At 67.2% G+C, this 22,762-nt stretch carries 23 protein-coding genes and 1 tRNA gene; 10 read left to right on the top strand and 14 right to left on the bottom strand.

What is annotated here, in order from left to right:
- Positions 1 to 51 precede the first annotated feature (51 nt).
- From AC1REM_RS08065 to AC1REM_RS08045, 5 genes are all read left to right on the top strand, one after another.
- Positions 52 to 1,155 carry a phosphate ABC transporter substrate-binding protein PstS gene (locus AC1REM_RS08065; protein ID WP_492514160.1) on the top strand — a complete coding sequence of 368 codons (1,104 nt, stop codon included), beginning with the start codon at positions 52 to 54 and terminating at the stop codon, positions 1,153 to 1,155.
- Positions 1,156 to 1,239: 84 nt separating this feature from the next.
- Positions 1,240 to 2,184 carry a phosphate ABC transporter permease subunit PstC gene (gene pstC / locus AC1REM_RS08060; protein WP_204939337.1) on the top strand — a complete coding sequence of 315 codons (945 nt, stop codon included), beginning with the start codon at positions 1,240 to 1,242 and terminating at the stop codon, positions 2,182 to 2,184.
- Between the two features lies 1 nt (position 2,185).
- Positions 2,186 to 3,286 (top strand): phosphate ABC transporter permease PstA, encoded by a 1,101-nt coding sequence (gene pstA, locus AC1REM_RS08055; protein ID WP_492514159.1) that lies wholly within the window; start codon positions 2,186 to 2,188, stop codon positions 3,284 to 3,286.
- 40 nt (positions 3,287 to 3,326) lie between these two features.
- Positions 3,327 to 4,106 carry a phosphate ABC transporter ATP-binding protein PstB gene (gene pstB, locus AC1REM_RS08050; protein WP_204939335.1) on the top strand — a complete coding sequence of 260 codons (780 nt, stop codon included), beginning with the start codon at positions 3,327 to 3,329 and terminating at the stop codon, positions 4,104 to 4,106.
- Positions 4,107 to 4,298: 192 nt separating this feature from the next.
- Positions 4,299 to 5,147, top strand: a complete 849-nt coding sequence (locus tag AC1REM_RS08045; protein WP_492514158.1) for an endonuclease domain-containing protein — start codon at positions 4,299 to 4,301, stop codon at positions 5,145 to 5,147.
- Between the two features lie 133 nt (positions 5,148 to 5,280).
- Here the strand turns inward: AC1REM_RS08045 and AC1REM_RS08040 are convergent, their stop codons facing one another.
- From AC1REM_RS08040 to AC1REM_RS08020, 5 genes are all read right to left on the bottom strand, one after another.
- Positions 5,281 to 6,162 (bottom strand): aminodeoxychorismate lyase, encoded by an 882-nt coding sequence (locus AC1REM_RS08040; protein WP_492514157.1) that lies wholly within the window; start codon positions 6,160 to 6,162, stop codon positions 5,281 to 5,283.
- Between the two features lie 154 nt (positions 6,163 to 6,316).
- Positions 6,317 to 6,946, bottom strand: a complete 630-nt coding sequence (locus AC1REM_RS08035) for a DNA-directed RNA polymerase subunit beta (protein WP_492514156.1) — start codon at positions 6,944 to 6,946, stop codon at positions 6,317 to 6,319.
- Positions 6,947 to 6,979: 33 nt separating this feature from the next.
- Positions 6,980 to 7,804: an anti-sigma factor gene (locus AC1REM_RS08030; protein ID WP_492514155.1), complete on the bottom strand. Its 825-nt coding sequence runs from the start codon at positions 7,802 to 7,804 to the stop codon at positions 6,980 to 6,982.
- Positions 7,801 to 8,400, bottom strand: a complete 600-nt coding sequence (gene sigK / locus AC1REM_RS08025; protein WP_492514154.1) for an ECF RNA polymerase sigma factor SigK — start codon at positions 8,398 to 8,400, stop codon at positions 7,801 to 7,803. The genes AC1REM_RS08030 and sigK overlap by 4 nt, the downstream gene beginning before the upstream one ends.
- Positions 8,401 to 8,444: 44 nt before the next feature.
- Complete coding sequence (locus AC1REM_RS08020; protein WP_492514153.1) at positions 8,445 to 10,163, bottom strand: cytochrome c biogenesis protein DipZ; 1,719 nt, start codon at positions 10,161 to 10,163, stop codon at positions 8,445 to 8,447.
- Positions 10,164 to 10,304: 141 nt separating this feature from the next.
- Here AC1REM_RS08020 and AC1REM_RS08015 point away from each other — a divergent pair, with 141 nt between their 5' ends.
- The 3 genes from AC1REM_RS08015 (at position 10,305) to AC1REM_RS08005 (ending at position 12,653) form a co-directional block, all read left to right on the top strand.
- A complete protein-coding gene (locus AC1REM_RS08015) occupies positions 10,305 to 10,967 on the top strand; it encodes a fasciclin domain-containing protein (RefSeq protein WP_492514152.1) in 663 nt (220 codons plus the stop codon).
- Between the two features lie 112 nt (positions 10,968 to 11,079).
- Positions 11,080 to 11,155 (top strand) — tRNA-Lys (locus AC1REM_RS08010).
- 106 nt (positions 11,156 to 11,261) lie between these two features.
- Positions 11,262 to 12,653, top strand: a complete 1,392-nt coding sequence (locus tag AC1REM_RS08005; protein WP_492514151.1) for a pyridoxal phosphate-dependent decarboxylase family protein — start codon at positions 11,262 to 11,264, stop codon at positions 12,651 to 12,653.
- A gap of 15 nt (positions 12,654 to 12,668) precedes the next feature.
- On the opposite strand, the gene AC1REM_RS08000 is transcribed toward AC1REM_RS08005, so the two are convergent.
- From AC1REM_RS08000 to AC1REM_RS07990, 3 genes are all read right to left on the bottom strand, one after another.
- Complete coding sequence (locus AC1REM_RS08000; RefSeq protein ID WP_492514150.1) at positions 12,669 to 13,208, bottom strand: DUF1697 domain-containing protein; 540 nt, start codon at positions 13,206 to 13,208, stop codon at positions 12,669 to 12,671.
- Complete coding sequence (locus tag AC1REM_RS07995) at positions 13,205 to 13,792, bottom strand: isochorismatase family protein (protein ID WP_492514149.1); 588 nt, start codon at positions 13,790 to 13,792, stop codon at positions 13,205 to 13,207. The genes AC1REM_RS08000 and AC1REM_RS07995 overlap by 4 nt, the downstream gene beginning before the upstream one ends.
- Positions 13,793 to 14,001: 209 nt before the next feature.
- A complete protein-coding gene (locus tag AC1REM_RS07990; RefSeq protein WP_492514148.1) occupies positions 14,002 to 14,325 on the bottom strand; it encodes a hypothetical protein in 324 nt (107 codons plus the stop codon).
- 68 nt (positions 14,326 to 14,393) lie between these two features.
- Here AC1REM_RS07990 and AC1REM_RS07985 point away from each other — a divergent pair, with 68 nt between their 5' ends.
- Together AC1REM_RS07985 and AC1REM_RS07980 are read left to right on the top strand one after the other, a co-directional pair.
- Positions 14,394 to 14,720 (top strand): hypothetical protein, encoded by a 327-nt coding sequence (locus AC1REM_RS07985; protein WP_492514147.1) that lies wholly within the window; start codon positions 14,394 to 14,396, stop codon positions 14,718 to 14,720.
- A gap of 9 nt (positions 14,721 to 14,729) precedes the next feature.
- Positions 14,730 to 15,005, top strand: a complete 276-nt coding sequence (locus tag AC1REM_RS07980; RefSeq protein ID WP_492514146.1) for a hypothetical protein — start codon at positions 14,730 to 14,732, stop codon at positions 15,003 to 15,005.
- Positions 15,006 to 15,059: 54 nt separating this feature from the next.
- Here AC1REM_RS07980 and AC1REM_RS07975 read toward each other — a convergent pair whose 3' ends face one another.
- Genes AC1REM_RS07975 through AC1REM_RS07950 form a run of 6 tightly spaced genes read right to left on the bottom strand, consistent with a single transcriptional unit; the run spans position 15,060 to position 22,216 of the window.
- The gene (locus AC1REM_RS07975; protein WP_492514145.1) at positions 15,060 to 15,413 is read right to left on the bottom strand and encodes a hypothetical protein; all 354 of its coding nucleotides are present in this window, start codon (positions 15,411 to 15,413) and stop codon (positions 15,060 to 15,062) included.
- Between the two features lie 8 nt (positions 15,414 to 15,421).
- Positions 15,422 to 15,715, bottom strand: a complete 294-nt coding sequence (locus AC1REM_RS07970) for a hypothetical protein (protein ID WP_492514144.1) — start codon at positions 15,713 to 15,715, stop codon at positions 15,422 to 15,424.
- Positions 15,715 to 16,563, bottom strand: a complete 849-nt coding sequence (locus AC1REM_RS07965; RefSeq protein WP_492514143.1) for a hypothetical protein — start codon at positions 16,561 to 16,563, stop codon at positions 15,715 to 15,717. Before AC1REM_RS07965 ends, AC1REM_RS07970 begins: the two co-directional genes overlap by 1 nt.
- Positions 16,563 to 16,760, bottom strand: a complete 198-nt coding sequence (locus AC1REM_RS07960; protein ID WP_492514142.1) for a hypothetical protein — start codon at positions 16,758 to 16,760, stop codon at positions 16,563 to 16,565. The genes AC1REM_RS07965 and AC1REM_RS07960 overlap by 1 nt, the downstream gene beginning before the upstream one ends.
- A gap of 10 nt (positions 16,761 to 16,770) precedes the next feature.
- Positions 16,771 to 18,717 (bottom strand): DUF859 family phage minor structural protein, encoded by a 1,947-nt coding sequence (locus AC1REM_RS07955; RefSeq protein WP_492514141.1) that lies wholly within the window; start codon positions 18,715 to 18,717, stop codon positions 16,771 to 16,773.
- Positions 18,710 to 22,216: a fibronectin type III domain-containing protein gene (locus AC1REM_RS07950; RefSeq protein WP_492514140.1), complete on the bottom strand. Its 3,507-nt coding sequence runs from the start codon at positions 22,214 to 22,216 to the stop codon at positions 18,710 to 18,712. The genes AC1REM_RS07955 and AC1REM_RS07950 overlap by 8 nt, the downstream gene beginning before the upstream one ends.
- Positions 22,217 to 22,762 lie beyond the last annotated feature (546 nt).

Here is a 22,762-nt window from a genome sequence, read left to right as displayed (position 1 = left end):
TGAGTGCCCTGCACCGGGCCTAACCCATCCACTGAATCGAACGGATCCACAGTGAAGATCTCTCGCATTGCTCGCATCACCGCCATCGGCGCGGTGGCCGCTCTCGCACTCGCCGGCTGTGCCGCGAACGAGGCAGCCCCCGAGGGCAGCACCGCCCCCGAGGGCCCCACGCTTTCCGGCAACCTCGTCGGTGGTGGCGCTTCCTCGCAGGAAGTCGCCGTGGCCGCGTGGACGAAGTCCTTCCAGACGGCGAACCCCGATGTGACCGTCGACTACGACCCGGCCGGATCCGGCACGGGCCGCGAATCCTTCGCCGCAGGTGCCTTCGCCTTCGCCGGTTCCGACCGCGCCTTCAAGACCTCTGAGCTGGACGAGCTGACGTTCGAGGGCTGCGCGGCAGATTCGGGCATCGTCGAGGTCCCCGCCTACATCTCGCCGATCGCGATCATCTTCAACGTCGAGGGCGTCGAATCGCTCAACCTTGACGCGGCGACCGTCGCAGGCATCTTCGCCGGCACGATCACCAAGTGGAACGACCCGGCCATCGTGGCGGAGAACCCCGACGCGAAGCTCCCTGACCTCGCCATCAACCCCGTCCACCGCGCCGACAAGTCGGGCACCACGGGCAACTTCACCGACTACCTCGCGGCTGCCGCGGGAGACGTCTGGACCCACGGTTCCGTCGAAGAGTGGCCCATCGCCTCGGGCGAGTCCGCGCAGGGCACCTCGGGTGTCGTGCAGGCCGTCGAGGGTGGCGCCGGCACGATCGGCTACGCCGACGCCTCGCGCGCCGGTTCGCTCGGCACCGTTTCGATCAAGGTCGGCGACGAGTTCGTCCCGTACTCCCCCGAGGCCGCAGCGGCCATCGTCGACGCATCGCCGCTCGAGGAGGGTCGCGGTGAGGGAGACCTCGCCGTCAAGCTCGACCGCACCTCTGCCGAGGCCGGCGTGTACCCGATCGTCCTGGTGAGCTACCTCATCGCGTGCGAGACCTACGCCGACGCAGCCCAGGCTGACCTCGTGAAGGGCTTCTTCACCACCGCGATCAGCACCGAGGGCCAGGAAGCCGCCGCAGCCGCCGCCGGCAGCGCACCGATCTCGGACACGATCCGCACCAAGGCACAGACCGCGATCGACCTGATCTCGGCGAAGTAAGCCACCCGGTGGGCTCGACGGCATCTTGTCGAGCCCACCACCACCCTCCCGCTCCACCCGACCTGAATGAGGGAAAGCCCCGAGATGACAACCACGGCCCCGGCCCCCGCCAAGGCGAAGCAGCGCGCCGGCGATCGCTGGTTCTCCGGCTCCGCGCTCTTCGCGGGCTCGATGATCCTCGTCACCCTCGCAGCGGTCGCCGTCTTCCTCGTCGTCCAGTCGATCCCGGGCATGACCGCGACCGGCGAGGACGCCAGCGTCCTTCGTGACGGGAACTTCTGGGACTACGTCGCCCCCCTTGCCTTCGGCACCGTCTGGGCCGCGGCACTCGCGCTCCTGATGGCCGTGCCGCTCTCGGTCGCCGTCGCGCTCTTCATCTCGCACTATGCGCCCCGCAAGCTCTCGCAGTCGCTCGGCTACGTCGTCGATCTGCTCGCGGCCGTCCCCTCGGTCGTCTTCGGCCTGTGGGGCATCGGCGTGCTCGCACCCGCCGTCCAGCCCGCATACTCCTGGCTCGTCGAGAACGCCGGCTGGTTCCCGCTCTTCGCCGGCCCCGTCTCGGGCACCGGCCGCACGATCTTCACCGCCGCCATCGTCCTCGCCGTGATGGTGCTGCCCATCATGACCGCCATCTGCCGCGAGATCTTCCTGCAGACTCCTGGTCTGCACGAAGAAGCCGCTCTCGCCCTCGGTGCCACGCGCTGGGAGATGATCCGCATGGCAGTTCTGCCCTTCGCCCGCGGCGGCATCGTCTCGGCCGCCATGCTCGGCCTCGGCCGCGCCCTCGGCGAGACCATGGCCGTCGCGATGGTGCTGTCGGCCTCCGGCGGCATCAACTTCCGCCTGTTCACCGCTGAGAACCCCAACACGATCCCGGCCAACATCGCGCAGACGTTCCCCGAGGCCTACGGCGTCAACGTCAACGTGCTGATCGCGACCGGCCTCATCCTCTTCGTCGTGACATTCCTGGTCAACGCCATCGCGCGCATGATCGTGAACCGTCGCAAGGACTTCTCGGGAGCGAACTGACATGACTCTCACCGACCTCACCCCTACTCCGTCGGCCGTCGTGCTCTCGCCGCCGACGCGCCTCACCAGCGGACGCCTCCCCGAGTGGTCTCCCTGGGCACTGCTCGGCCTGTCGCTCGCGATCTCCTTCGCGGTCTTCACCCTGCTGGGGGCGACCGCCGGCGAAGGCCCGAACGTCGTGGGCGCGACCGTCATCGGCGTTCTGCTCTACCTTGTGCTCATCACGGTCATCTCCGGTGTCGTCGAGGGACGCCGCAAGGCCACCGACCGCCTGGTCACGGGCCTGGTGACCTCCGCCTTCGCGATCGCGCTCGTGCCGCTGATCTCCGTCGGCTTCACGGTCATCTCCAACGGTGTCGCGGGTCTGACGGCCGAGTTCTTCAGCAGTTCTATGCGCAACGTGGTCGGCGAGGGCGGTGGCGCTCTGCACGCCATCATGGGCACGGTCCTCATCACCCTGGCCGCCGCGGTCATCTCGATCCCGATCGGCCTGTTCACCGCGATCTACCTGATCGAATACGGTCGCGGTCCGCTCGCACGCGGCATCACGTTCCTCGTGGACGTCATGACCGGCATCCCCTCAATCGTCGCGGGTCTCTTCATCTACGCGCTGTTCGCTCTGCTGCTCGGCCCCGGCGTCCGCATGGGCATCATGGGCGCTCTGTCGCTCGCCGTGCTGATGATCCCGGTCGTGGTGCGCTCCAGCGAAGAGATGCTGCGCCTCGTGCCCAACGAACTCCGCGAGGCGTCCTACGCGCTGGGTGTGCCGAAGTGGCTGACGATCCTCAAGGTCGTGCTCCCCACCTCGATCGCGGGAATCACCACCGGCATCATGCTGGCCATCGCCCGCGTGATCGGCGAGACCGCTCCGCTGCTCATCACCGCCGGATTCACCGCGTCGATGAACTACAACCTCACCGACGGCCGCATGATGACGCTCCCGGTGTTCGTCTACACGCAGTACATGAACCAGGGCCTCCCGGCCGAGGCGTACGTCAACCGCGCCTGGGCGGCAGCGCTCGTGCTCATCCTCATCGTGATGCTGCTGAACCTCGTCGCCCGCCTCATCGCCAAGTTCTTCGCTCCGGCCACGAGCCGCTGAGCGCCCACTTCTCTCGACTCACAGATCTGAGGAACCCGAATTGTCCAAGAGCATCGAAGTCAATGACCTCAACGTCTACTACGGCGACTTCCTGGCCGTCGAGGGTGTCGCCCTCGACATCGAACCGCGCAGCGTCACCGCGTTCATCGGCCCGTCGGGCTGCGGCAAGTCGACATTCCTGCGCACGCTGAACCGCATGCACGAGGTCATCCCGGGCGCCCGCGTCGAGGGCAAGGTCCTGCTCGACGGCGACGACCTCTACGGTCCCGGCGTCGACCCCGTGCTCGTGCGCCGCCAGATCGGCATGGTGTTCCAGCGGCCGAACCCGTTCCCCACGATGTCGATCCGTGAGAACGTGCTCGCCGGTGTGCGCCTCAACAACACGCGCATGGCGAAGTCCGACGCCGACGACCTCGTCGAGCGCTCGCTGCGCGGCGCGAACCTCTGGAACGAGGTCAAAGATCGCCTGGACCGTCCCGGCTCGGGTCTCTCCGGTGGCCAGCAGCAGCGTCTGTGCATCGCCCGTGCGATCGCCGTCGAGCCGCAGGTGCTCCTCATGGACGAGCCCTGCTCGGCCCTCGACCCGATCTCGACCTACGCGATCGAAGAGCTGATCGCCGAGCTCAAGAACGAGTACACGATCGTGATCGTGACCCACAACATGCAGCAGGCGTCGCGTGTGAGCGACAAGACGGCGTTTTTCAACATCGCCGGCACCGGCAAGCCCGGAAAGCTCATCGAGTACGACGACACCGCGACGATCTTCACGACGCCGTCCGTGCAGGCCACGGAAGACTACGTCTCCGGCCGTTTCGGATAACGGCGGGTTCGCTCCTGCGGGAGCTCTGCCCTGATGTGCGGCGTGTCGGAATCGACACGCCGCACAGTCGTCAGGGCTCCCGCACGACGACACGCTGATCCGATTCCTGCACGGATGCCACCGCGGCGCGCCTTCTGCACAATCGCGTTCCCGCCACCGCCGTGCCCCGCACGAAGTCGACACTCTCGACGGGTGACCTTCAGCACTGCGGATGCCGCTCTCGCGCGGATCGGTCCGATCGCGCGCACCACGCAGCTGCGCGCCGCCGGAATCACGGCCCGTGAGATCTCCCGTGCCGCACGTGAAGGCCGCATTCGCAGGGTGCGCAGGGGCGTCTACGCCACGACCGATACCGACCAAGCTTTTCTGCATGCCGCCGCCCACGGCGGGTCCCCCGCGTGCACCGTTGCAGGTCGGTTGCATGGCCTGTGGATGCTGCACGCGGGTGCACTCCACGTCTGGCTGGGCGGTGCCGGGCATCAGGCCCAGGTCGATGATCAGTGTGTCATCCATTGGGACGCCGGTGTCGTCGAGCTCGAATGCTTGCCCCCTATCGCAAACGTGCTGCTGCAGATTGCCCATTGCGCAGGGGAAGAGGTGTTCTTCGCCGCGTTGGAATCCGCACTGCGTCAGAACCTGCTCCCGCCAGGCCGTGTGAACTGGCTACGGCGAAGAATCCCCCCTGCGTTGAAGTGGCTCATCGCCTTCGCCCGTTCGGACGCCGACAGCGGGCTCGAATCACTCGTGCGACTGCGCCTGCACAAGCTCGGAATCACCGTGCGCACCCAGGTCCTCATCGACGACGTCGGAGAGGCCGACATCCTGGTCGGCGATCGACTCATCATCGAGACCGACGGCCGCGAGAATCACGACGGCAGATCGTTTCGGCACAAGGATCTGCGCCGCGATGCGGCCGCCGCCGAACGCGGGTACGAGACGCTCCGATTCGACTATGCGCTGATCGTGCACGATTGGCCACGGGCCGAGGCGGCGATCCTGGCCAAGATCAGGGCTGGTTCTCACCTGCGTCCGTCACACTGACTCCGCACCGCCTCAACTCCGCATGCGCCAGAACCGCACGGGGTGTGTCGCCCTGCGGACGGAGTGCACCGCATCACGCGTGTCGCACACCGCCACGCCGTGCCCCGCACGGAACTCCCGCCGGAAGGAACGCTCAGCGCGGCGACAGCAGGAACGCGTTGAGCTCACGCGTCAGCGCGGCATCCATGGGGATCTCGACATCGTCGACCGCGGTGATCGGAGCGGCAAGGCGGATGCTGGACAGCAGCCACGCTGCATCCGCGGACTGCAGGTCTTCCAAACGCAGCGTCGCGTAGTCGGCCTCGTTCCCGCGGGCCGTGAGGAACTCGTAGGCACTCAGCTGCGTGGTGCCGTGCAGGATGCCCCCCGACGGCGACGGTGTGAGGAAGCGACCGTTCGTACGGATGACGAGCGACGCCGTCGGCGCTTCCAGCACGAAGCCGTCGCGGGTGACGAAGATCGCGTCGTCCGCACCCCGTCGTCGCGCCTCACGCAGCGCCGCCATGTTCACGGCATACGACAGCGTCTTGGCTCCGAGGAGCAGCCACGGCGCCCGCTCGCCCGCCTCGAGATCGTATCCACGGTCCAGCGTGACAACACGCACGCCTTTCTCGCGCACGACGCTGTTGTCCGCAGCCGGCGAGACCGTCGCCCACGCGGTCGGCGCGGGACCGTGCTCGACGCCGCGGCTGAGGATGAGCTTGATGACGGCTTCGCCGGCGGGTGCGTGGGTCGCCGCAGCGGCGATCGCCTCGCGCCACTGTGGGAGGTTCGGGGCCGGCAGGTCGCAGAGCGCCGCAGAGTGCGCCAACCGCTGGACATGCGCCTCGACCTCGTTCGGATGACCGTCGATCACGCCGATCGACTCGAAGACGCCGTCGCCACGCTGCGTGCTGAGCTCGCCGACGCTGAGCGCCGGGGCGGTCACATCGATCGCGCGGAACGTATCGGCGTAGTCGGCGCGAGTGTCATCCGCGGCGACCGGGGTGATCAGAAGGGCGAAGCGCTGGGCCATGTCCACAGCATAGGGCGCACGGGAATAGGCCCGGCGTCGACGCGTTACACTTGATGTGCCGGGCCGCATAACCCCGGGCTCCATTTTTCGCCGCTGCGAGCGGCCTTCCGCCGAGAGGCGTTTTTGCGGCCCGGCTTTCTCATGCCCGAAGACCTCAGACCAGTGCGCCGCGCCGCCAGAGCACCGCAGACTGAGCGAGGTCTTCCGCGTAGGTGGACAGGCGCAGTGCGCGCGCGGTGAGTTCACTCGCCCGGGTCGGCTCGGTGAGCTCGTAGTCATCTGCCGCGTGCGTCGCGCCCGATGCCTGCACACGGCAGAAGGCGGCTGCTCGCTCAAGTGCGACGGCGAAGTCCCCGCGGAACACTCCGCGCAGGATCGCGTCGATCAGCACGACGAGCTCTTCGGGGCTCGCCGGGGCCGGGGCACCCGCGATCGCCGCGTCCGCCGTCGCCAGTTCGGAGCGACCGCGCTCATAGAGGAACGCCGCGGTTGGGGCATCCGTGTGGATGGCGAGCTGCAGGAGATACAACTCCCAGAGCGCACCCGGCAGCGAACGCGCCGGGGCTTTCGACCAGAGCTCCGCGATCTCGTCGATGCCATGCTCTGCGGTGAAGGCGATGAGACGCTCCGCGCTCACACCGCTGTCGTCCGCGCGCACACGTGCGAGCAGCCCGGACGCCGTGGCGTGCGCGATCCGCGTCTCCTCCGCCGGATCATGCGCGCCGATCACACGGTCGAACGACACCGGTGGCAGGCGGACGGGGCGCGGAAAGGGCTCAGGCATCCCTCCAGGCTACGCCGTCCCGCGCGCACCCAGCTAGGCGGTCGGAATCGCGATCACCGGATCGCTTGTGGGCTGCCCTGTAGGCGAGCCGCCGGCGACCTCGACCGTGACGGCGATGACGTCACCGCTGTGCATATCGCCGTCGAGCAGGGCGGTCGTCGTACCGGATTCCACCTCGAAGACACCCGCCGAGATCGGCACACCCTCGCGGACGAACCAGAGCTCGTAGGACTGCTGCGCGCTCAAGGGCTGAAGGTCTTCTGCCACCAGCACGGCCTTCTGCTTCTCGGCCGACCAGTAGGCGGTGGCAGCCACCCCGGCCGCATCGACGCTCGCGCTCTGCGCATCCGGAGCCGCCCGCACCTCATCGAGCGCCACGACCGCCGCGGGCCGTGTCAGATACTGCGTGAGTGTGACGGCGCCCAGCGCGATGCCCCCCAGGAGCACGAGGCTCGCAGCGAGCGCGAAGAGGCGCCCTCGACGCGAACGACCCCGGTGCGCCTGTTGCGGGGCTGCGGCAGCATCCGCGGAGAGGGGTGCAGTCGTCGAGACCGCGCCACCGGTCTGGATGCCCTCGGCTGGCGCGCCATCCGCCTGCGAGGGCACCTGCGGGGAGCCGGCGATCTGAGCGAGCAGCTGCGCACGGATGGCCGCCGGCGGATCGACAGGCACGACGGCCTCGCCCAGCTGTGCGGCGACAATGGCATCCGCGCGGGCGGTTGCTTCCCATTCCGGATGCGCTGCGCGCAGCTCGGTGAACCGTTGCTCCTCCGTCGCCGAGAGCGCCCGCACGGCGTGCCCTGCGGAAAGCTCCTCGAACTCTGCGAACTCGGCGGAGTTCCTGTTCAGATCGATCATGCGGTCACCCCCATTGCGGTTCTCAGGCGCGACATCCCATCGCGCATTCTCGTCTTGATCGTGCCCAGTGGAGTCCCCGTCAGCACGGAGATCTCGCTCTGACTGTATCCGCCGTAGTAGGCGAGGACGATCGCCTCGCGCTGCGCCTCGGGCAGCTGGGTCAGTGCGCGACCGACTCGTTCTCCCTCGATCGACAGCTGCACCTGCTCTGCGACCGAATCGTGGGCGACCTCGATGTCCCGTATCCCCACCCGCACGTCCCGGTCGCTGCTGGACTGCGAGGCGCGAACCCGGTCGACCGCCCGGCGGTGGGCGATCGTGAGGATCCATGATCGTCCTTGCCCCTTGTTCGGAGCGAAGCGCGCAGCGGATTGCCAGATCTCGAAGAAGACCTCCTGCAGCACCTCTTCACTCTGCGCCCGGTTCACGACGATGCGGAGGATGAGTCCGAAGACACGCGCCGAGAGCAGATCATAGAGCTCTGCGAACGCGTCCTGGTCACCGGAAGCCACACGAGCGAGGAGTTCGGCCGCGAGGTCGCCCGCGCTGCCGTCCTCCGCTGTATCGATACCGTCGATGACCATCGCCTCCAGCATGCCTCATCCCCGCTCTCCCGTATGCGCCTTCACCTGCGACACGCTCAACCGAAGGTGAACGAGTAGACGTTGACACCGGGGGTCACCTCGACAGTGAGAGATCCTGCCCCCACTTCAGCGGCGTCGAGGAGGCTGTAGGAGCGCGGGGTGCCATCCACCGTGATCGTGCGCGGCGATTCGCCGTCGGCGCGGAGCACGAGCGATCCGGAACCGGAGACGACGATGCGCACCTCCGCCGCGTGGTAGTTGAGTCGAATGCGCGCGGAGTCCTCCTGCGGTGTCGCGTACTGCGTCTCCACCTGCCAACGCCCGTCGAGCGCGAAGGTGTCCTCCGGCTGGTCCTCGGGCAGCGCGAAGTCGCGCTCCCCCGCACGGTAGGCATCCGTTCCTCCGTAATTGACGTCCTTGGACGAGCCGAGGAATGTCTCCCTGGTCGTCGAACCGAGATCCGGCGTCTCATCCGCGACCTCGGTGGCCGGGGGAAGATCGACGCCGGGGTTGGCATCCTTCAGCAGTTCGCGGATCATGCTCTCCGTCGCCGCGTAATTGCCCTCACCGAACGAGATGTGCCGCACGGTGCCCTCCGCATCGATCAGGTAGTGCGCGGGCCAGTACCTGTTGCGGTACGCGGTCCAGGTGGCGAGCGAGTTGTCCAGCGCGACGGGATACTCGATGCCGAAGTCGCGGGCACCCGCGGCGACGTTGCTCGCGTCCTTCTCGAACGCATACTCGGGCGAGTGGATGCCGACCACCTGCAGCCCGGCATCGCGATAGGCCTCATCCCAGGCGACGACGTGCGGAATGGAGCGCTGGCAGTTGATGCACGAGTACGCCCAGAAGTCGATCAGTACGACCTTCCCCCGCAGATCTTCGAGTGTGACCGCTGCACCGTCCGGGGTGTTGAGCCAGGCGTCGATGCCGCGGATCTGGGGCGCCGTCCCGCACGACTCCAGAACGGTCGCGCCGTTCGTGCAGTTCTCCAGTTCGCGATTCTCGTCGGTGACCAGACCGCCGAGTCCCAGCGCCCGCTCCGCCTGGTCGCTCTCGGTGAGTTCCGTCTGAAGTCCTGCCGTGTAGTCGGGCAGGAGACGCTGAAGCGCCTGCGGAACGTTGAACACCAGTCCCACCGCAAGCGCGATCATCGCGATGCCCGCAGCGATGCGCAGCCCGCGCTCACGCGCACGAAAGGCACGGATGCGCTCCACCACGCTCCGCCCCGCCAGGGCGAACACGAGCAGTGGAACAGCCACTCCTACCGCGAACGACACCGTGAGCAGCACCGTTCCGGCACCGATTTGCCCCGTCGCTCCGGCGACGATGATCGCGGCCAGCACGGGGCCTGCGCAGGGGACGAAGACCGCGCCCAGCGCGAGCCCCACGCCGAAGCCGTTGCCCCTGTTGGCGACTTCCTTACGCGGAAGCCACTGGAACGGCTTCTCCAATAGCTGCTCGAATCGCGGGATCAGCAGGCTGATGCCGATCACGAGGAGCACGACGATTCCTGCCCACCGGATGATGTCCTGCGGCAGGTTCAGCAGTCCCAGCACCACCGAGCCCACCAGCGTGACGAGCGTGAAGCTCAGCACAAGGCCTGCGATCACCAGATACGGGCGGCTGCGCCGCGCGGGAACGACACCCTCGCCGCCCTCGAACCGGGCGGACTGCGCGCCCGCAGTGAGGAAGATGACCGGCAGCACCGGAAGGATGCACGGCGAGATTCCTGTGATGAGGCCGCCCAGCAGGCCGATGACGATGAGATCCATGGTGTCCTCGCTTCTGTTGCGAGTTCTTCGGCGCAGGCCGCGCTTCGGATGGGAGAGAAATTCATCCAATCCGTTCTCCGTTGCGCGCCGAACACCTGTCAACGCCACGGAAAACCGTGACACCGATTCCCGGAGGTTGAGATGTTCCGCACCACGAAGAAGGCCACCGCAGTCCTCACGCTGACACTGGCGAGCGCATTCGCGCTGTCGGCGTGCACGATGGGCGGCGGAGGCACCGCAGAGACGACGACCACCCCGCCGAAGGCGCCGGAGACGACAGCATCCGAACCGGACATGATGGATCCGGCGGCGAACCTGGTCGGCCCCGGATGTTCCGCCTACGCCGACCAGGTGCCTGACGGCGCCGGCTCGATTCAGGGCATGTCGCAGGACCCTGTCGCTGTCGCCGCGTCCAACAACCCGCTGCTGACGACGCTCGTGGCCGCGGTGAGCGGTCAGCTCAATCCCGACGTCAACCTTGTCGACACGCTCAACGGCGACGAGTTCACCGTCTTCGCCCCGGTCGATGAGGCCTTCGGCAAGATCGATCCCGCAACCATCGAGGCTCTCAAGACGGATTCCGCGACGCTGACATCGATCCTGACCTACCACGTCGTTCCCGGCCAGATCGAACCGGCCGACATCGCGGGCATGCACAAGACCGTTCAGGGGGCCGAGCTCGAGGTCACCGGCAGCGGTGACAACTGGATGGTGAACGATGCCACGGTGATCTGCGGTGGCGTGCAGACCGCGAACGCCGTCGTCTACCTGATCGACTCGGTGCTCATGCCTCCTGCGCAGTAAGCACCACTCAATGCGCCGCGCTCGGCTGGGGCTTCGGGGCGAGCGGGCAAAGGGGCCGTCGACGATTCACCTCGTCGGCGGCCCCTTTGCGACCCCATAGACTAGAGAGGTAGGGCCTGTAGCTCAGTTGGCAGAGCATCGGACTTTTAATCCGCGGGTCGAGGGTTCGAGCCCCTCCGGGCCCACCAGTCTTCCCCCTCACGCTGAGCTGTCCGCCTGCACCGGGCGTTGACCTCACCGCTCACGAAGCGGACAATCTGAGATGTGCGCGTCGCGCGCGGAATCAGGTGTGCCATGGTCAGGGAAGAGCCGAACGCCGAGATCTACGAGAGCGCACTCACGCTCGCACGCCGACACGCCCTCGCGTGGCTCGCCGGGGTCGACGAACGACCGATTCCGCCGCGCGCCTCCCCCGATGACATCAAGAACCGACTGGGACGCGAGCTGCCGATGCAGGGCACAGCGGATGCCGCTGTGCTGGAGCATCTCGTCGAGAACGTCGAGCCGGGGCTCATCGCGATCGGCTCGCCGCGCTTCTACGGATGGGTGATCGGAGGCACGCAGCCGGTGGCGCTGGCTGCCGACTGGCTGGTGTCCGCCTGGGATCAGAACGCAGGGCTGCGTGCGATCACCCCCGGAGCGGTCGCCGCAGAGGAACTCGCCGGGGAATGGCTCCTCGATCTGCTCAGCCTTCCCGCCGAGTGCGAGGTCGGTTTCACAACAGGGGCGACGATGGCCCAGTTCTCCTGCCTTGCCGCCGCCCGCAACGAGGTGCTGGCCGCGGTGGGGTGGGATGTCGAGGCCGACGGGCTCTCCGGCGCGCCTCGGGTCCGCTACATCGCCGGGGAGGAACGGCACGCGACGATGGACCTCGCCGCCCGCTATCTGGGTCTCGGGCGTCCGCTGGTCGTCCCCGCCGACGGCCAGGGTCGCATCGACGTGAATGCCCTCCGCCATGTGCTCGATGCCGGTGAAGGGCCGGCGATCGTCGCACTCCAGGCCGGCAACATCCACTCCGGTGCCTACGACGACTTCACCGCGGCGATCGCCGTCGCGCACGCCGCATCCGCCTGGGTGCACATCGACGGCGCCTTCGGGCTCTGGGCGGCGGCCTCCCCCTCGCTTCGGCATCTCACGGCGGGCTTCGAGAGCGCGGACTCCTGGTCGACCGACGCGCACAAGACCCTCAACGTCCCCTACGACTGCGGGATCGCGATCGTGCGCGACCCGGCCGCGATGCACCGCGCGCTCGGCATGCACGCGAGCTATCTGCAGGCGACCATGGTGGGCGCTGACCCGCATGAGAAAGCTCCCGAGCTCTCCCGGCGCGCACGCGGGGTGCCGACCTGGGCGGTGCTGCGCGCGCTCGGCCGCGAGGGCGTGATCGCTCTGATCGACAGACTCGCGGCTTCCGCGGGCATCATCGCCGAGGGTCTCGCGGAGCTCCCGGGCATCGAGGTACTCAACGAGGTCGTGTTCACACAGGTGTGCATCGCCCTCGAGAGCGACGAGGCGACTGCGCGGCTGAGCGCGGCGCTGTGGGAGGAGGGAGAGGTGCTCGCGATGACCTCGCAGTGGGCGGGACGCACCGTCGTGCGCTTCTCCGTCAGCAACTGGAGGACGGATGCGACCCAGGCGCAGCGCACCGTCGATGCTGTGCGTCGTACGCTCGCATCGACCCGCTGAGCCCGCTGCGCGGCGTCACGCGGTGAGTTCCGCGAGCTTCGTCATTGTCCGGAGATTGCGTGCCGTCCCGGACACGCCCAGCGCACGATCCAGCACGGACTTCGTGAGCTTGGTCGCATGCACGCCGTCCGCGGAGTAGTGAATCCAGAGATCATCCCCCACGAGTTCCACTTCTTCGCCCGGGACGAGTCTCTCCCGCAGGAGATCGAGCGCGCCCGGCTTCGGGGTTCCCTCGAGCACCATGACATGCAGCAGCTTCTCGGCGATGTCGGAGTGCACGTAGGGATTGCGCTGCAGCATCCGCTCGATCTCGCGGTGCGAACGGGCGATGACCGGGGTATCGACGTCGAAGCTCTCGGCGATCAGCGCACGCACTGTCGCGCACACCGCCGTCACGTCCGGCGGTGTTTCGCACACGATGTTGCCGCTGGCGATGTAGGTCGCGATGTCCTCCAGTTCGGTGCGCTCCGCGAGCAGGGCACGAAGCTCCGCCATCGGCACACGGTTGCGTCCACTCACGTTCACGGCGCGCAGCAGCAGGGCACTGCGACTCATGCGCCGCGCTCAGAGGTGGCGAGCTTCGCTCCGGCGTGCGCGAGCTCCGCCAGTGCGGCTTCGCTGGCGTCCGCATCCACTCCTGCGATGAGATCCGTGAGCACCCGCACCCGCAGGCCATGGGAGATCGCGTCAAGTGAAGACACTCGCACGCAGTAGTCAGTGGCGATCCCGACGACATCCACGTCGAGGATTCCCGCCTGCGTCAGCACGACGCCGGGCTGTGCACCATCGTCGGTGGCGCCCTCGAACAGCGAATACCCGTTCGCCCCCTGACCCTTGCGCACATGGTGCGTCACGGCCGTCGTCTCGAACAGCGGATCGTAGGCGGCTCCGGGCGTGTCGGCCACGCAGTGCACCGGCCAGGAGTCGACGTAGTTCGGCTCACCCGCCGCGAAATGCCCGTCGTTGTCGTTGTCGGCGTCGTGCCAGTCCCTCGACGCCAGCACGAGCGCGTAGTCCGCCGCGTGGGCCGAGAGGAATGCGGTGATTCCGGATGCCACGGCGTCGCCGCCAGCAACGGCCAGCGCCCCACCCTCGGTGAAATCGTTCTGCACGTCGATGATCAGGAGTGCTCTGCTCATGCTTCGAGCCTACGCTTCTCCGGAACGAGAAAGCCCCGTGATGTTCTCACATCACGGGGCTTGTGGAGCCGCTTGTCAGAATCGAACTGACGACCTTTTCATTACGAGTGAAACGGTGAAGCCAGTTCGCACTCCCCAAACCCTTGAGTTTTCAACAGTGTATCCCGCCCCCAGCCGATCCATGCACACACAGGTGCACACATCGAGTTTCAGGAGCGGAAGGTCTGCCAGAGGTTCGCGGCGTCCGTGACGATGCCCGCCTGCGCGAATGCGACGATGCCTGCGATCAGGGCTACGACCGCAAGGATCTGTTCGATCGACCGTGCGCCGCGTCGAACCAGCGCTGCGATCGAGTAGACGCCACAGGCGACCGCGAGAGCCTGGGCGAACGGTGCCATCGTGGGCGACGCGATGAACGCGAGCGTCAGCGCCGCCGCGGCCGTGGCGAGGGCATGAATGTGAAGCGATGCCGCGGTGGATGGAATGCGAACCGGTGCGGTTGTTGCTTCCGGCTCTTCATGAGTGTCGGTCATGGTCGCGATCATAGCGACGAGCTCGCGTTGGGGTAGATCGTGTCTGAGGCGAGGCGTAGTCTCACCGCATGCCGAACGACCCCGCCCTGATCCACGTGGTCCGGCTCAGCGCATCATCCTGGCTCGTCCTCGACTCCGTGGTCACCGCCCGCTGGCTCATCGTCGAAGGACCACTCGTGCACAAGGGCACTCGCGAGACGCACGTCATGCACCGCGTCGAGCTCTGGAACCCACTCACTCCCCGCCCCGTGCTGTCCGTCCACGACGGCTTGGAGGCCGCGAAAGCCTGGTGCATGGAAGAGCTCGCCGCCGAGGCGCGGATGCGCGCGCGGGGACACGGCCTCGACCCTGCCACCGGTCTCCCCGTGGCCTCGCGTCGCCAGGATCAGTCCTAGGCTGGAACGATGCTCTCTGCTGTGATCCGCCCCGTCGAATCCGTCACCGTCGAGCTCACCGGGGAGTCGCTCGAACACCTGCAGCAGCAGATCGCCGCAAACACCCCGCCCGGTTTCCACATCGCATCCGCGCCCGCCCGGATGATCAAGGGCTCAACGTCGATCGAGACGACTGCGACCTATCGGCGCGTCGACAGCGAGCGCGAGATCGATGCCGCCGACATGGCCGCGCTCGAGGCGCAGGTGCCGGTCGGATGGCGGATGCTGTCCGTCCGGGCTCACTGACCCACAAACGATGAAATGCCCCTCACCTCCGAAGAGGTGAGGGGCATCGTCATGTCAGCGTCGCGTGCGGCGCAGTTCGGCGCGGGTCGTCGCGGCCTGAACGTCGGTGTTCGCCTCGTCAGGATCGAGGGTCGAGAGCCGAGCGAGCGCGTCGTCCTGTACAGCCTGCTTGTCGTAGAGCGGCTGCTTCGGGAGGCCGACGAGCCATCCGAGCTTCGGGGAGACGTAGAGCTCGAACACGCGGGCGAGGAAGTAGTAAAGGAACGCGGCCGCCGTGACGAGCACGAGCGTCAGCGACACCTCCACCTCGGGATCGAGCGGCACGCCGAGCGAGACGAGCCATCCGACGATCACGCCGACGAGCCAGGGGACGTAGGTGCGGACGAGAGAATCGAACAGGGCCTTCATGGTGCTCCTTACGGGAGGACGTTGATAAGGGTGATGGTGAGGCCGAGTAGGGAGCCCAGGCCGACGATCGCGGAGACAGCGAACCCGGCGATCGTCCACGGGGATGTCCGCACCGGGGCGGTCGACTGCTTGTGCTCTTTCAGCTCCCGGTCGTAGGCGGTGCGCCACGCTTCGAACTCCCCGCGGGTGACGAACTGTGTGCCGAGGTTGTGCACGTCGGTGCGGAGGTTCTGCACGTCGCCCGTGAGCGATGTGAGCAGGCGCACTACCTCGGGCAGGGAGTAGTCGGATTCGGGCGGCATCAGCTGGCCAGGCGCTTTGCGAACTCGTCGGCGACCTCGGACGCTGTCAGGCTGTCGCCAGTGCTGCCCGGGGCGCCGCCGTTGCGGATGGCGTGCAGGATGTCGTGCTGCAGCGACCAGATGGTGCCCTTGCCGAGCCGGCCCTGCAGGTCGTAGCCGCGGCCCTCGCGGACCATCTCGACCTTCTCCCACGGGATGCCGTAGGAGTTGCACACAGCGTCGGGCTTGTTGATGCCCCCGGGCTGTGCGTTCGCGTCGACGGGGTCGGGCTGGCCGATCACCGCACGGGTGATGGATGCGGCCTCACCGCTGGTTTCTGCCTTGATGTATCCGGGGGCGATCGAGAAGATCGTCGTCCCGATCTGAATCTGACGCATGTCGTCCTCCTGAATGGTGCGACGGGTGGTGTTCTGGTTGGTGGGCGGGATGATGTTCGCGCCGTCGGGCACGGTCCAGGGGTCGTTGAAGTCGATGATGTGCCACTCTTCGTCGTCGATGACTCCGACGGCGAAACCGGCGAGACGGCACAGGGCGGCGAACCGCGCCCATCCGAGAAGCCCCCAGTTGGAGACGTCGATCGCGAACGCGACGCGACCCTCGAAGTCCCCGCCGTGGGAGGAGAACCCGGGAGCTGCAGCCCACCGGCCGAACTCCTGCTTGTAGGCGACCTGGATGTCGTAGGGCCGGTAGGCGTCCCACCCAGAGGTGATGAGAAGCCAGACCCCGTACTTCTCCCATGCGAGCTGCTGCAGCCACCGCCACCGCGCCGCGGTGCCCGGTGGGAGGTAGTGCGTGCCGCCCAGGTGCACGAACATGTCGAGCGGCCATCGACCGTTCTTGTAGGACATCAGGGCGTCACCTCCGCTGGGGTGAGAGCCGCGAGCGCCGCCTGCAGGTCGGCGCACCGGTCCTGCAGGACGACGATCGCGGCATCCACCCCGGCGAGGTCGACGGCCATCTCCTGACGGCGCTGCTCGTGCTGGGCGAGCGCGGCTGTGTCGTTCGCGAGCGCCGTTTCGAGCGCTTGCTGTGCGGTTGCGTTCATCGAGAACTCCCTATGCCAGTGGGTATGAGATGACGGCGGAGGCCCACGCGCGCGCGGCGCCTGTGCCGTTCTGGATTGCAAGTTGCCCTGCGTTGGCGTGCCCGATCGGGTAGATGCTCAACCAGCCGGTGAAATCGTTCGTCAGAGCGACGGGTGCTCGGACGATGCCGAGGCCTGCGGCCGGGCGCATCGACGCTGGGAGAGCGGTCGTGATGAAGGACAGCCCCGTGGGGATGGATGCGCCGATCGAGATCCGTAGCCATGCGGTCTTCCCGACGACCTTCACCGCGGTGGTGATGCCGTCGAGAGCGGTGGTGTAGCCGGTGGACATCGTGAGGTTCGTCCATACGCCGTCGAACGCTGCGAGCTTCTTCGGCGTGATGAACGTGGCGTCATCCGTGCCCGTGTTCACTTGCGCCTGGGTGGCGATCGCTGCGAGTCCTGTCCGCGTCTCCGTCGCCACACGGGCAGCGAGCGACGCGGGCGTGACGGCTCGTGTGCGGATCAGGCCTAGCGCCGTTTCCGCGTCGGTCGCCCCGGCGAGCAGTTGGAGCCCTTCGGCGTAGACGGTGCCGAGGACGTCGAGCCCGCCGCGTTCCCAATATTTGCCGATGCCGACGCCCTGCGCCGCCCAGTGCATGTACACCTCGGAGGTGGCGACGTCGACGAGCGCGAGCGCGGTGACGAACTTGTCTGCCACCTCGACGCGCACTTCGAACGACCCGTTGATGGGGTAGTTCGCGCCACCGGAAATCACGAAGTAGCTGCCGTAGGTGAGCGACCCGTGGTTGATGACGTTGCGTGCTGTCCATGCCGACCCGCCGCGGGGTCGGGTGAATGCGCGGATCGTCATCGTGTTGCGTTGGGTGCCGTTGATGAGCGACTGCACGGCCGCGGTCAGGTCGACGCGCAGGCTGGTGCCGTTCTCGTCGAGCACGCCCGCTGCGGTGCAGCGCTTCACGGTCGCCGCGGTCACCAAAGGTGGTGCGTAGGCGAGGACGTTGATGTTCGCGGAGAACACGCCCTTGCGGCCGCGCGAGTCGGTCGCCTCGGCGGTGACCTGCCGTGTGCCCGACGTGTTCAAGGCGATGGCTCCACCGCTTGGGGCGGTCATGCCGTCGACGGAGAACGAGCGCTGCGTGATCGTCGAGCCGTGCACGCCCTGGGCGTTCACGGTCGCGCGGATCGCGGACAGCCCCTGCACGTATGTGCCGACGACGCTCGCCACGGTGGCGTTGTCGTCGGACGCGGTGATGTTCGGGATCGTCGGGACAATCCCGGCGCCGGCGTTCAGCGTGAAGGGGGTGTCTCGGGTGCCGATGACGGCCGTGCCGTTCTTCGTCACCACGCGGATGAACCCGCTGCCGGAGGTGCCGTTCGGGATCTGCTCGAGCATCGACAGCGGCGGCGTCCACGACACCGACGCTCCAACAGCCGAGCCGACGCTTCCGGTCGCGGAGCCGAAGTGCCAGGTGATGTCGTGCGTCCACGTCCCGACCGCGCGGTTCGTCTGCACGGTCACGGCGGCGTCAGCGGTCAGGCTCGCGCCGCCCGTGAACGTCGCCACGGATGCGCGGGCGATCGGTGGCAGCACCATCTCGCCGTTGCCCTGGGTGTTGCCGAGGATCGCGTACCGGCCGACGACTGCCAGGCCGATGGTCTTCGTCCCATCCGCGGTGTGGTCGACCTCGTAGTAGCCATCGCCGATCTTCCACGGCCCCGCGCCCTGGAAGTCGAAGCTCAGCCCCGACCCCTGGCCGCGGATCGCGCCGTCCGCCCAGAACTCCCACGACGACGTGCCGGACCCGTCGTGCGATTGGCCGGCACCCGAGGTGACGTCGACCCACACGGCGAACATCAGCCCCGACTTGTTCGTGGCTGTGTTCTGTGAATCGATCCACGTCTCCGCACGAATGCGGTAGTACCGGTTCGGGAATCCGCTGCTGACACTAGCCAAGTCGCCTCACCACCGTTCCGGTTCCGAACTGCTCGAGCTTGTGGTTGGAGAGGACAACGGTCATGCCGACGAACTCCGGTGCGACGAGACGGTTCGCTTCCAGCCATGCGCGCGGAACACCGTCTTGGGTGATCTCGAACCGGTCGGGCTTGATGTGCGACTGGAAGGAACTGTCAGAGCGGCCCATGTGACCGCCCTCGGCGTCGACCCGGAACCAGGTCTGGATCGTCGCGACCTCGCCCGCCGTAGAGGCCTGCTGGCCCTGCAGCGTGCCGACCTGGCCCTGCACAGTGCTGACACCCGCGTTCGCGGTCGCCGCGTCCTGCGCGGCCTGCTGAGCCGTCTGTGCCGCCTGGTTGGCCGCGGACTGTGCCGCTGTGATCTGCGTGCTCTGCGAGCTCTGCGTGTTGATGATCGTCTGCACGGCACCGTTGGCGCTGAGGTTGAGCACCTCGCCGACGTTCGGTGCGAGCATGTCTGCCTGCACCACGCCCGCTTTCAGAACGTTCACCGTGGCCTGGTCGACCCACGCACTGTTCGCCCAGATCTCTTGAGCGTCCAGCTTCACGGCCTTCACGCCGCCATCGACGATGAGCTCTCCGGCACCCATGCGGTAGCCGCGAACGTTCCGCACCCGGACGTCCTTGCCCTGCACGCCGGTTCCGTGGAGGCCGAGCAGGAACGTCGTCTTGCCCGTGGTGTCGATCGTGACCGTGACTTCACGCTCGAACCCCTGCGGGGTCGTGGTGAGCGCGATCGCCCCCGGGAACGCCTGGCTTAGGGATGCGTTCCCGTAGGTCCACAGTCGGAGCTCGGCGGAACCCGCAGTGTCGGCGTATGCATCGAAGGTGACCCGGATGCGGTCGCCGGTCTTGAACGGGAGGGGGCCGTGCTGACGACGGAACATGAAGTACTGATCCGTGATGGCTGACCGTGCGGACCAGCCATCCACGATCGTCGACGTCCAGTTCGCGTAGACAACAGTCCCCGGCACCTGCTCGTTGAGGGTGGCCATGTTCGCCATGTCGGCGACCATGAGCTTCTCAGCGCCGACGCTGTTCGCGCCGATACGTGCCGCGTTCAGGATGCCGGCGTTGATCTTCGCGGCGTCGAGGTTCGCGATCACCGCGTTGTCGATCGTCCGCGAAGCCCACGCCGCCCCGGTCCACTCCCACTGTGCGTTGAACAGCCCGCCTGCCGTGCGACGGAACCAGAGAGCGCCGACAGGCTTGCCCGCACCGTTCTCGACAGTCGGAGCATCCGGGGAGATGGTGATCTTCCCGTCCGCGGTTGACTGCGCTGCTTCCGCGTCGGCTTGCGCCTGGGCGATCGCGTCGATGATCGCCTGGTCGATGTCACCCGCAGTAACCGCGGCGACGACGATCGAGGCAGCCTCCGACGGGGCACCCACTCGGCCGAGCTTGTCGACGGTGCGGTAGCGAACCCAGATCTCCTGACCCGCAAGCCCCTGCACGACACCGCCGCCACCGATGGCGGGCATCATCCCGCCCACGGGTGTCCACGGCCCCGTAGCAGCGAGCCCCCATTCGGTGATCACACCGTTGAGAGCGATACCGGGGGCGCCCGTGGTCAGCATGCCGCCCCACGCATACGCGACGACTCCGTTGCCCGTGGCCAGCACAGGCTTCGTAGGCACCCCCGAGATCACGTCAGGCGTCGCCGGATCGATCTCGCAGGGGTCAGAGAAGTCCGACCACACACCCATGTCCGACTGAGCCCGCACCCGCAGGTGCCGCACCGCTCCGGAATCCCACTGCTGCGACGCACCCGGCGTGCTCGTGGCGAGTAACGTCACTCCCGGATCAGTCGCAGTGCCCTCCCACACCTCGTAGGCGACGATCGACACCGGCACGTCATCTGTCGACTGCGTGACCGCAGCCCACGTGAACGCGACCGTCGCGACCGCCGACCCATCAGGCCGGAACGCGGCAACGTTGGACGTCACCGAGAGGCCCACAGGTGATTTCGGCACGATCGACGCCGGCGTGCCTGGGGTGACCGCGATCTCCTCGGAGAACTCCGACCACACCCCGCCACGGGACTGCGCCCGCACCTTCACCAGGCGCGTGACTTCCGGCTCCCACAGGTCAGTGACCGTCGACAGCGCATCCGTCTGAACGAACATCGCCGACTCGGCCGGCGACACCCGCGACCACACCTCATAGAGCGCGACGTCCGCGGCCGTGCCGTCGGTGGACTGCGCAACCGCATTCCACCCCAGGGTGACCTTCGACGCCGCAGAGCCGTCCTGCTTCCAGTACGGGGCATCCGTCGCGTGCAGTCCAGTCGGGAGTTGTGGCTTGTCGCCGGCCGGATCACGCGTGGCCGGGAAGGCATCGCCGCTACCCGAGATGATCTGCCCCATGACGGCGGCGGATGCGCGCTTCGCCAGCTTGAGTTGCTGAGAGAGCAACTTGTCGCCGACGACTGCGCGTGCAGATACGACGCCATCATGCTTTTCCACCACGAGGCCGATAACTCGGAGCGTCAGTCGAGCGCGTCGCGTGATCGCTGTGACGAGGTCGCCGATGTTGAAGTCGGACCACGGCGCTGGAAGTAGCGCCGCCATGTAGGGGACGGGCGTCCAGCCCGTCGTCCAGTCGTAGCCGAGTTCTTGCTTCGGCGCCTTGCCTTCGGTCATCACTGGCTGAGCGCGTCGTGTTGCTTCTTCGACGCTCTCGACGTCGGACTGCGTCATGGTCGCCCATCGCCGTCCGTGGGTAAGGTCGACTCCCTCGTTGATGAGCCAAGCCCATCGCGCGTTCCCGGAAAGGCGAATGGTGATGTTCGAGAAGACGTCCTGCGCGGTTGTTTTGTGCGGCACGCGTTCGAACCCCGGCCCACCGAAGACGACGCCGTCACTGCGGTCGACGCCTGTCCCCGCAACGACGACACGAAGCTTCGTACCTTCGGTCCACCATTCGACGAAGCCCTGCTGGGATAGCCCCTGCAGCACCTGCGTCATGGGCGTCATCAGGTTGTATGCCCAGTCTTGGCGTTCTGGCCACGGCGTGCCGAACGAGTCGTGAGTCGCCGTGAAGTCGTAGCTTACGTACGTCCCCCACCCGTTGTGTTTTGCCTCGTCGAGAAGAACTTTGAGCAGGTGCCCGGGCGTCGCGTTCGGCCAGCGACGCTGACCCTCGATCGTCTCCCAGCTGGACTGCACATGCATATCAGCCATGAGGTCAGGGACGAGTCCGAGGCCGGTGAACTTCACGGTCTGCGTGGGGTCGGCGTCGTCCTCGTCGCGTTCGGTGACCCAGAAGAGGTTGTCGCGCGGCGAAACGTACCGGTCGCCGACGGAGTACTCGATGCCCACCGTGAACGGCACGGGGAGGTGCCCTTCGGTCAGTTCCGAGAGCGCAAATTCGATGCGCGGGGTGCCCGACTCGGTCGTGGCGACGGACACGCTACTCGTGGAGATCGAGCGTCCGCGCGTTCCGTTGGGCTCTGCAAGGCGTACTCGGACGTCGAACATTCATGTCCTCCTTCGCGGTCGGGGTCGCCATTGCAGGCGACCCCGACCCGGTGCGCTCAGCGCGCGTAGGCGGCGCGAGAGCTGACTTCAATGAGCGCAGATGAGCGCGTCGCCGATGTGATGGTCAAGCGGGATGAACGCACCGCAGGACTATCGGACTGCATCACCGGAGTGATTTCGAACCGGTTTCGCGGGCCACCGAAATCGACCTGACCGGAGATTTCGGCGCCACCGACCCACGTTTCCGTAGTTGTCGCGAAGCACCGTCCACTTGCGGACTCGAAGCGCACCCACTGCCCAGCGTCGACGTCAGGAAGGGCTACCCATGAGCCGCCTGCGTCCTGAACGCGCAGTCCTGTGGCGCTTCCTCGCACTCGCACGACAGCGTCGCTGATCGGCGCCGACCCGCCAGGCGCGATCGTGAGGCTGACCGACGCCGAGGTGAGAGGCGCGGAGGCCACAGATGCGACCTTGTCACGCCAGTACCCTCCTGGGATCTGAACGAAGAACGTTACGTCGATCCACTCATTTCGATCAAAGACGCGA

It is taken from the genome of Microbacterium sp. GW823-FHT02G05, assembly GCF_058797175.1.
This window is presented reverse-complemented; position numbering and strand designations above follow the sequence as displayed.

Excerpts from the sequence above, each read along its gene's own strand:
- AC1REM_RS07960 (WP_492514142.1), bottom strand. The coding sequence starts at position 16,760 with ATGAACGCAACCGCACAGCAAGCGCTCGAAACGGCGCTCGCGAACGAC.
- AC1REM_RS08015 (WP_492514152.1), top strand. The coding sequence starts at position 10,305 with ATGTTCCGCACCACGAAGAAGGCCACCGCAGTCCTCACGCTGACACTG.
- sigK (WP_492514154.1), bottom strand. The coding sequence starts at position 8,400 with ATGCTGGAGGCGATGGTCATCGACGGTATCGATACAGCGGAGGACGGC.
- AC1REM_RS08005 (WP_492514151.1), top strand. The coding sequence starts at position 11,262 with ATGGTCAGGGAAGAGCCGAACGCCGAGATCTACGAGAGCGCACTCACG.
- AC1REM_RS08035 (WP_492514156.1), bottom strand. The coding sequence starts at position 6,946 with ATGCCTGAGCCCTTTCCGCGCCCCGTCCGCCTGCCACCGGTGTCGTTC.
- pstC (WP_204939337.1), top strand. The coding sequence starts at position 1,240 with ATGACAACCACGGCCCCGGCCCCCGCCAAGGCGAAGCAGCGCGCCGGC.
- AC1REM_RS08040 (WP_492514157.1), bottom strand. The coding sequence starts at position 6,162 with ATGGCCCAGCGCTTCGCCCTTCTGATCACCCCGGTCGCCGCGGATGAC.
- AC1REM_RS08030 (WP_492514155.1), bottom strand. The coding sequence starts at position 7,804 with ATGATCGATCTGAACAGGAACTCCGCCGAGTTCGCAGAGTTCGAGGAG.
- AC1REM_RS07990 (WP_492514148.1), bottom strand. The coding sequence starts at position 14,325 with ATGACCGACACTCATGAAGAGCCGGAAGCAACAACCGCACCGGTTCGC.
- AC1REM_RS07975 (WP_492514145.1), bottom strand. The coding sequence starts at position 15,413 with ATGAAGGCCCTGTTCGATTCTCTCGTCCGCACCTACGTCCCCTGGCTC.
- AC1REM_RS07980 (WP_492514146.1), top strand. The coding sequence starts at position 14,730 with ATGCTCTCTGCTGTGATCCGCCCCGTCGAATCCGTCACCGTCGAGCTC.
- AC1REM_RS07995 (WP_492514149.1), bottom strand. The coding sequence starts at position 13,792 with ATGAGCAGAGCACTCCTGATCATCGACGTGCAGAACGATTTCACCGAG.
- pstA (WP_492514159.1), top strand. The coding sequence starts at position 2,186 with ATGACTCTCACCGACCTCACCCCTACTCCGTCGGCCGTCGTGCTCTCG.
- AC1REM_RS07985 (WP_492514147.1), top strand. The coding sequence starts at position 14,394 with ATGCCGAACGACCCCGCCCTGATCCACGTGGTCCGGCTCAGCGCATCA.
- AC1REM_RS07970 (WP_492514144.1), bottom strand. The coding sequence starts at position 15,715 with ATGCCGCCCGAATCCGACTACTCCCTGCCCGAGGTAGTGCGCCTGCTC.
- AC1REM_RS08000 (WP_492514150.1), bottom strand. The coding sequence starts at position 13,208 with ATGAGTCGCAGTGCCCTGCTGCTGCGCGCCGTGAACGTGAGTGGACGC.
- AC1REM_RS07965 (WP_492514143.1), bottom strand. The coding sequence starts at position 16,563 with ATGTCCTACAAGAACGGTCGATGGCCGCTCGACATGTTCGTGCACCTG.
- AC1REM_RS08020 (WP_492514153.1), bottom strand. The coding sequence starts at position 10,163 with ATGGATCTCATCGTCATCGGCCTGCTGGGCGGCCTCATCACAGGAATC.
- AC1REM_RS07950 (WP_492514140.1), bottom strand. The coding sequence starts at position 22,216 with ATGTTCGACGTCCGAGTACGCCTTGCAGAGCCCAACGGAACGCGCGGA.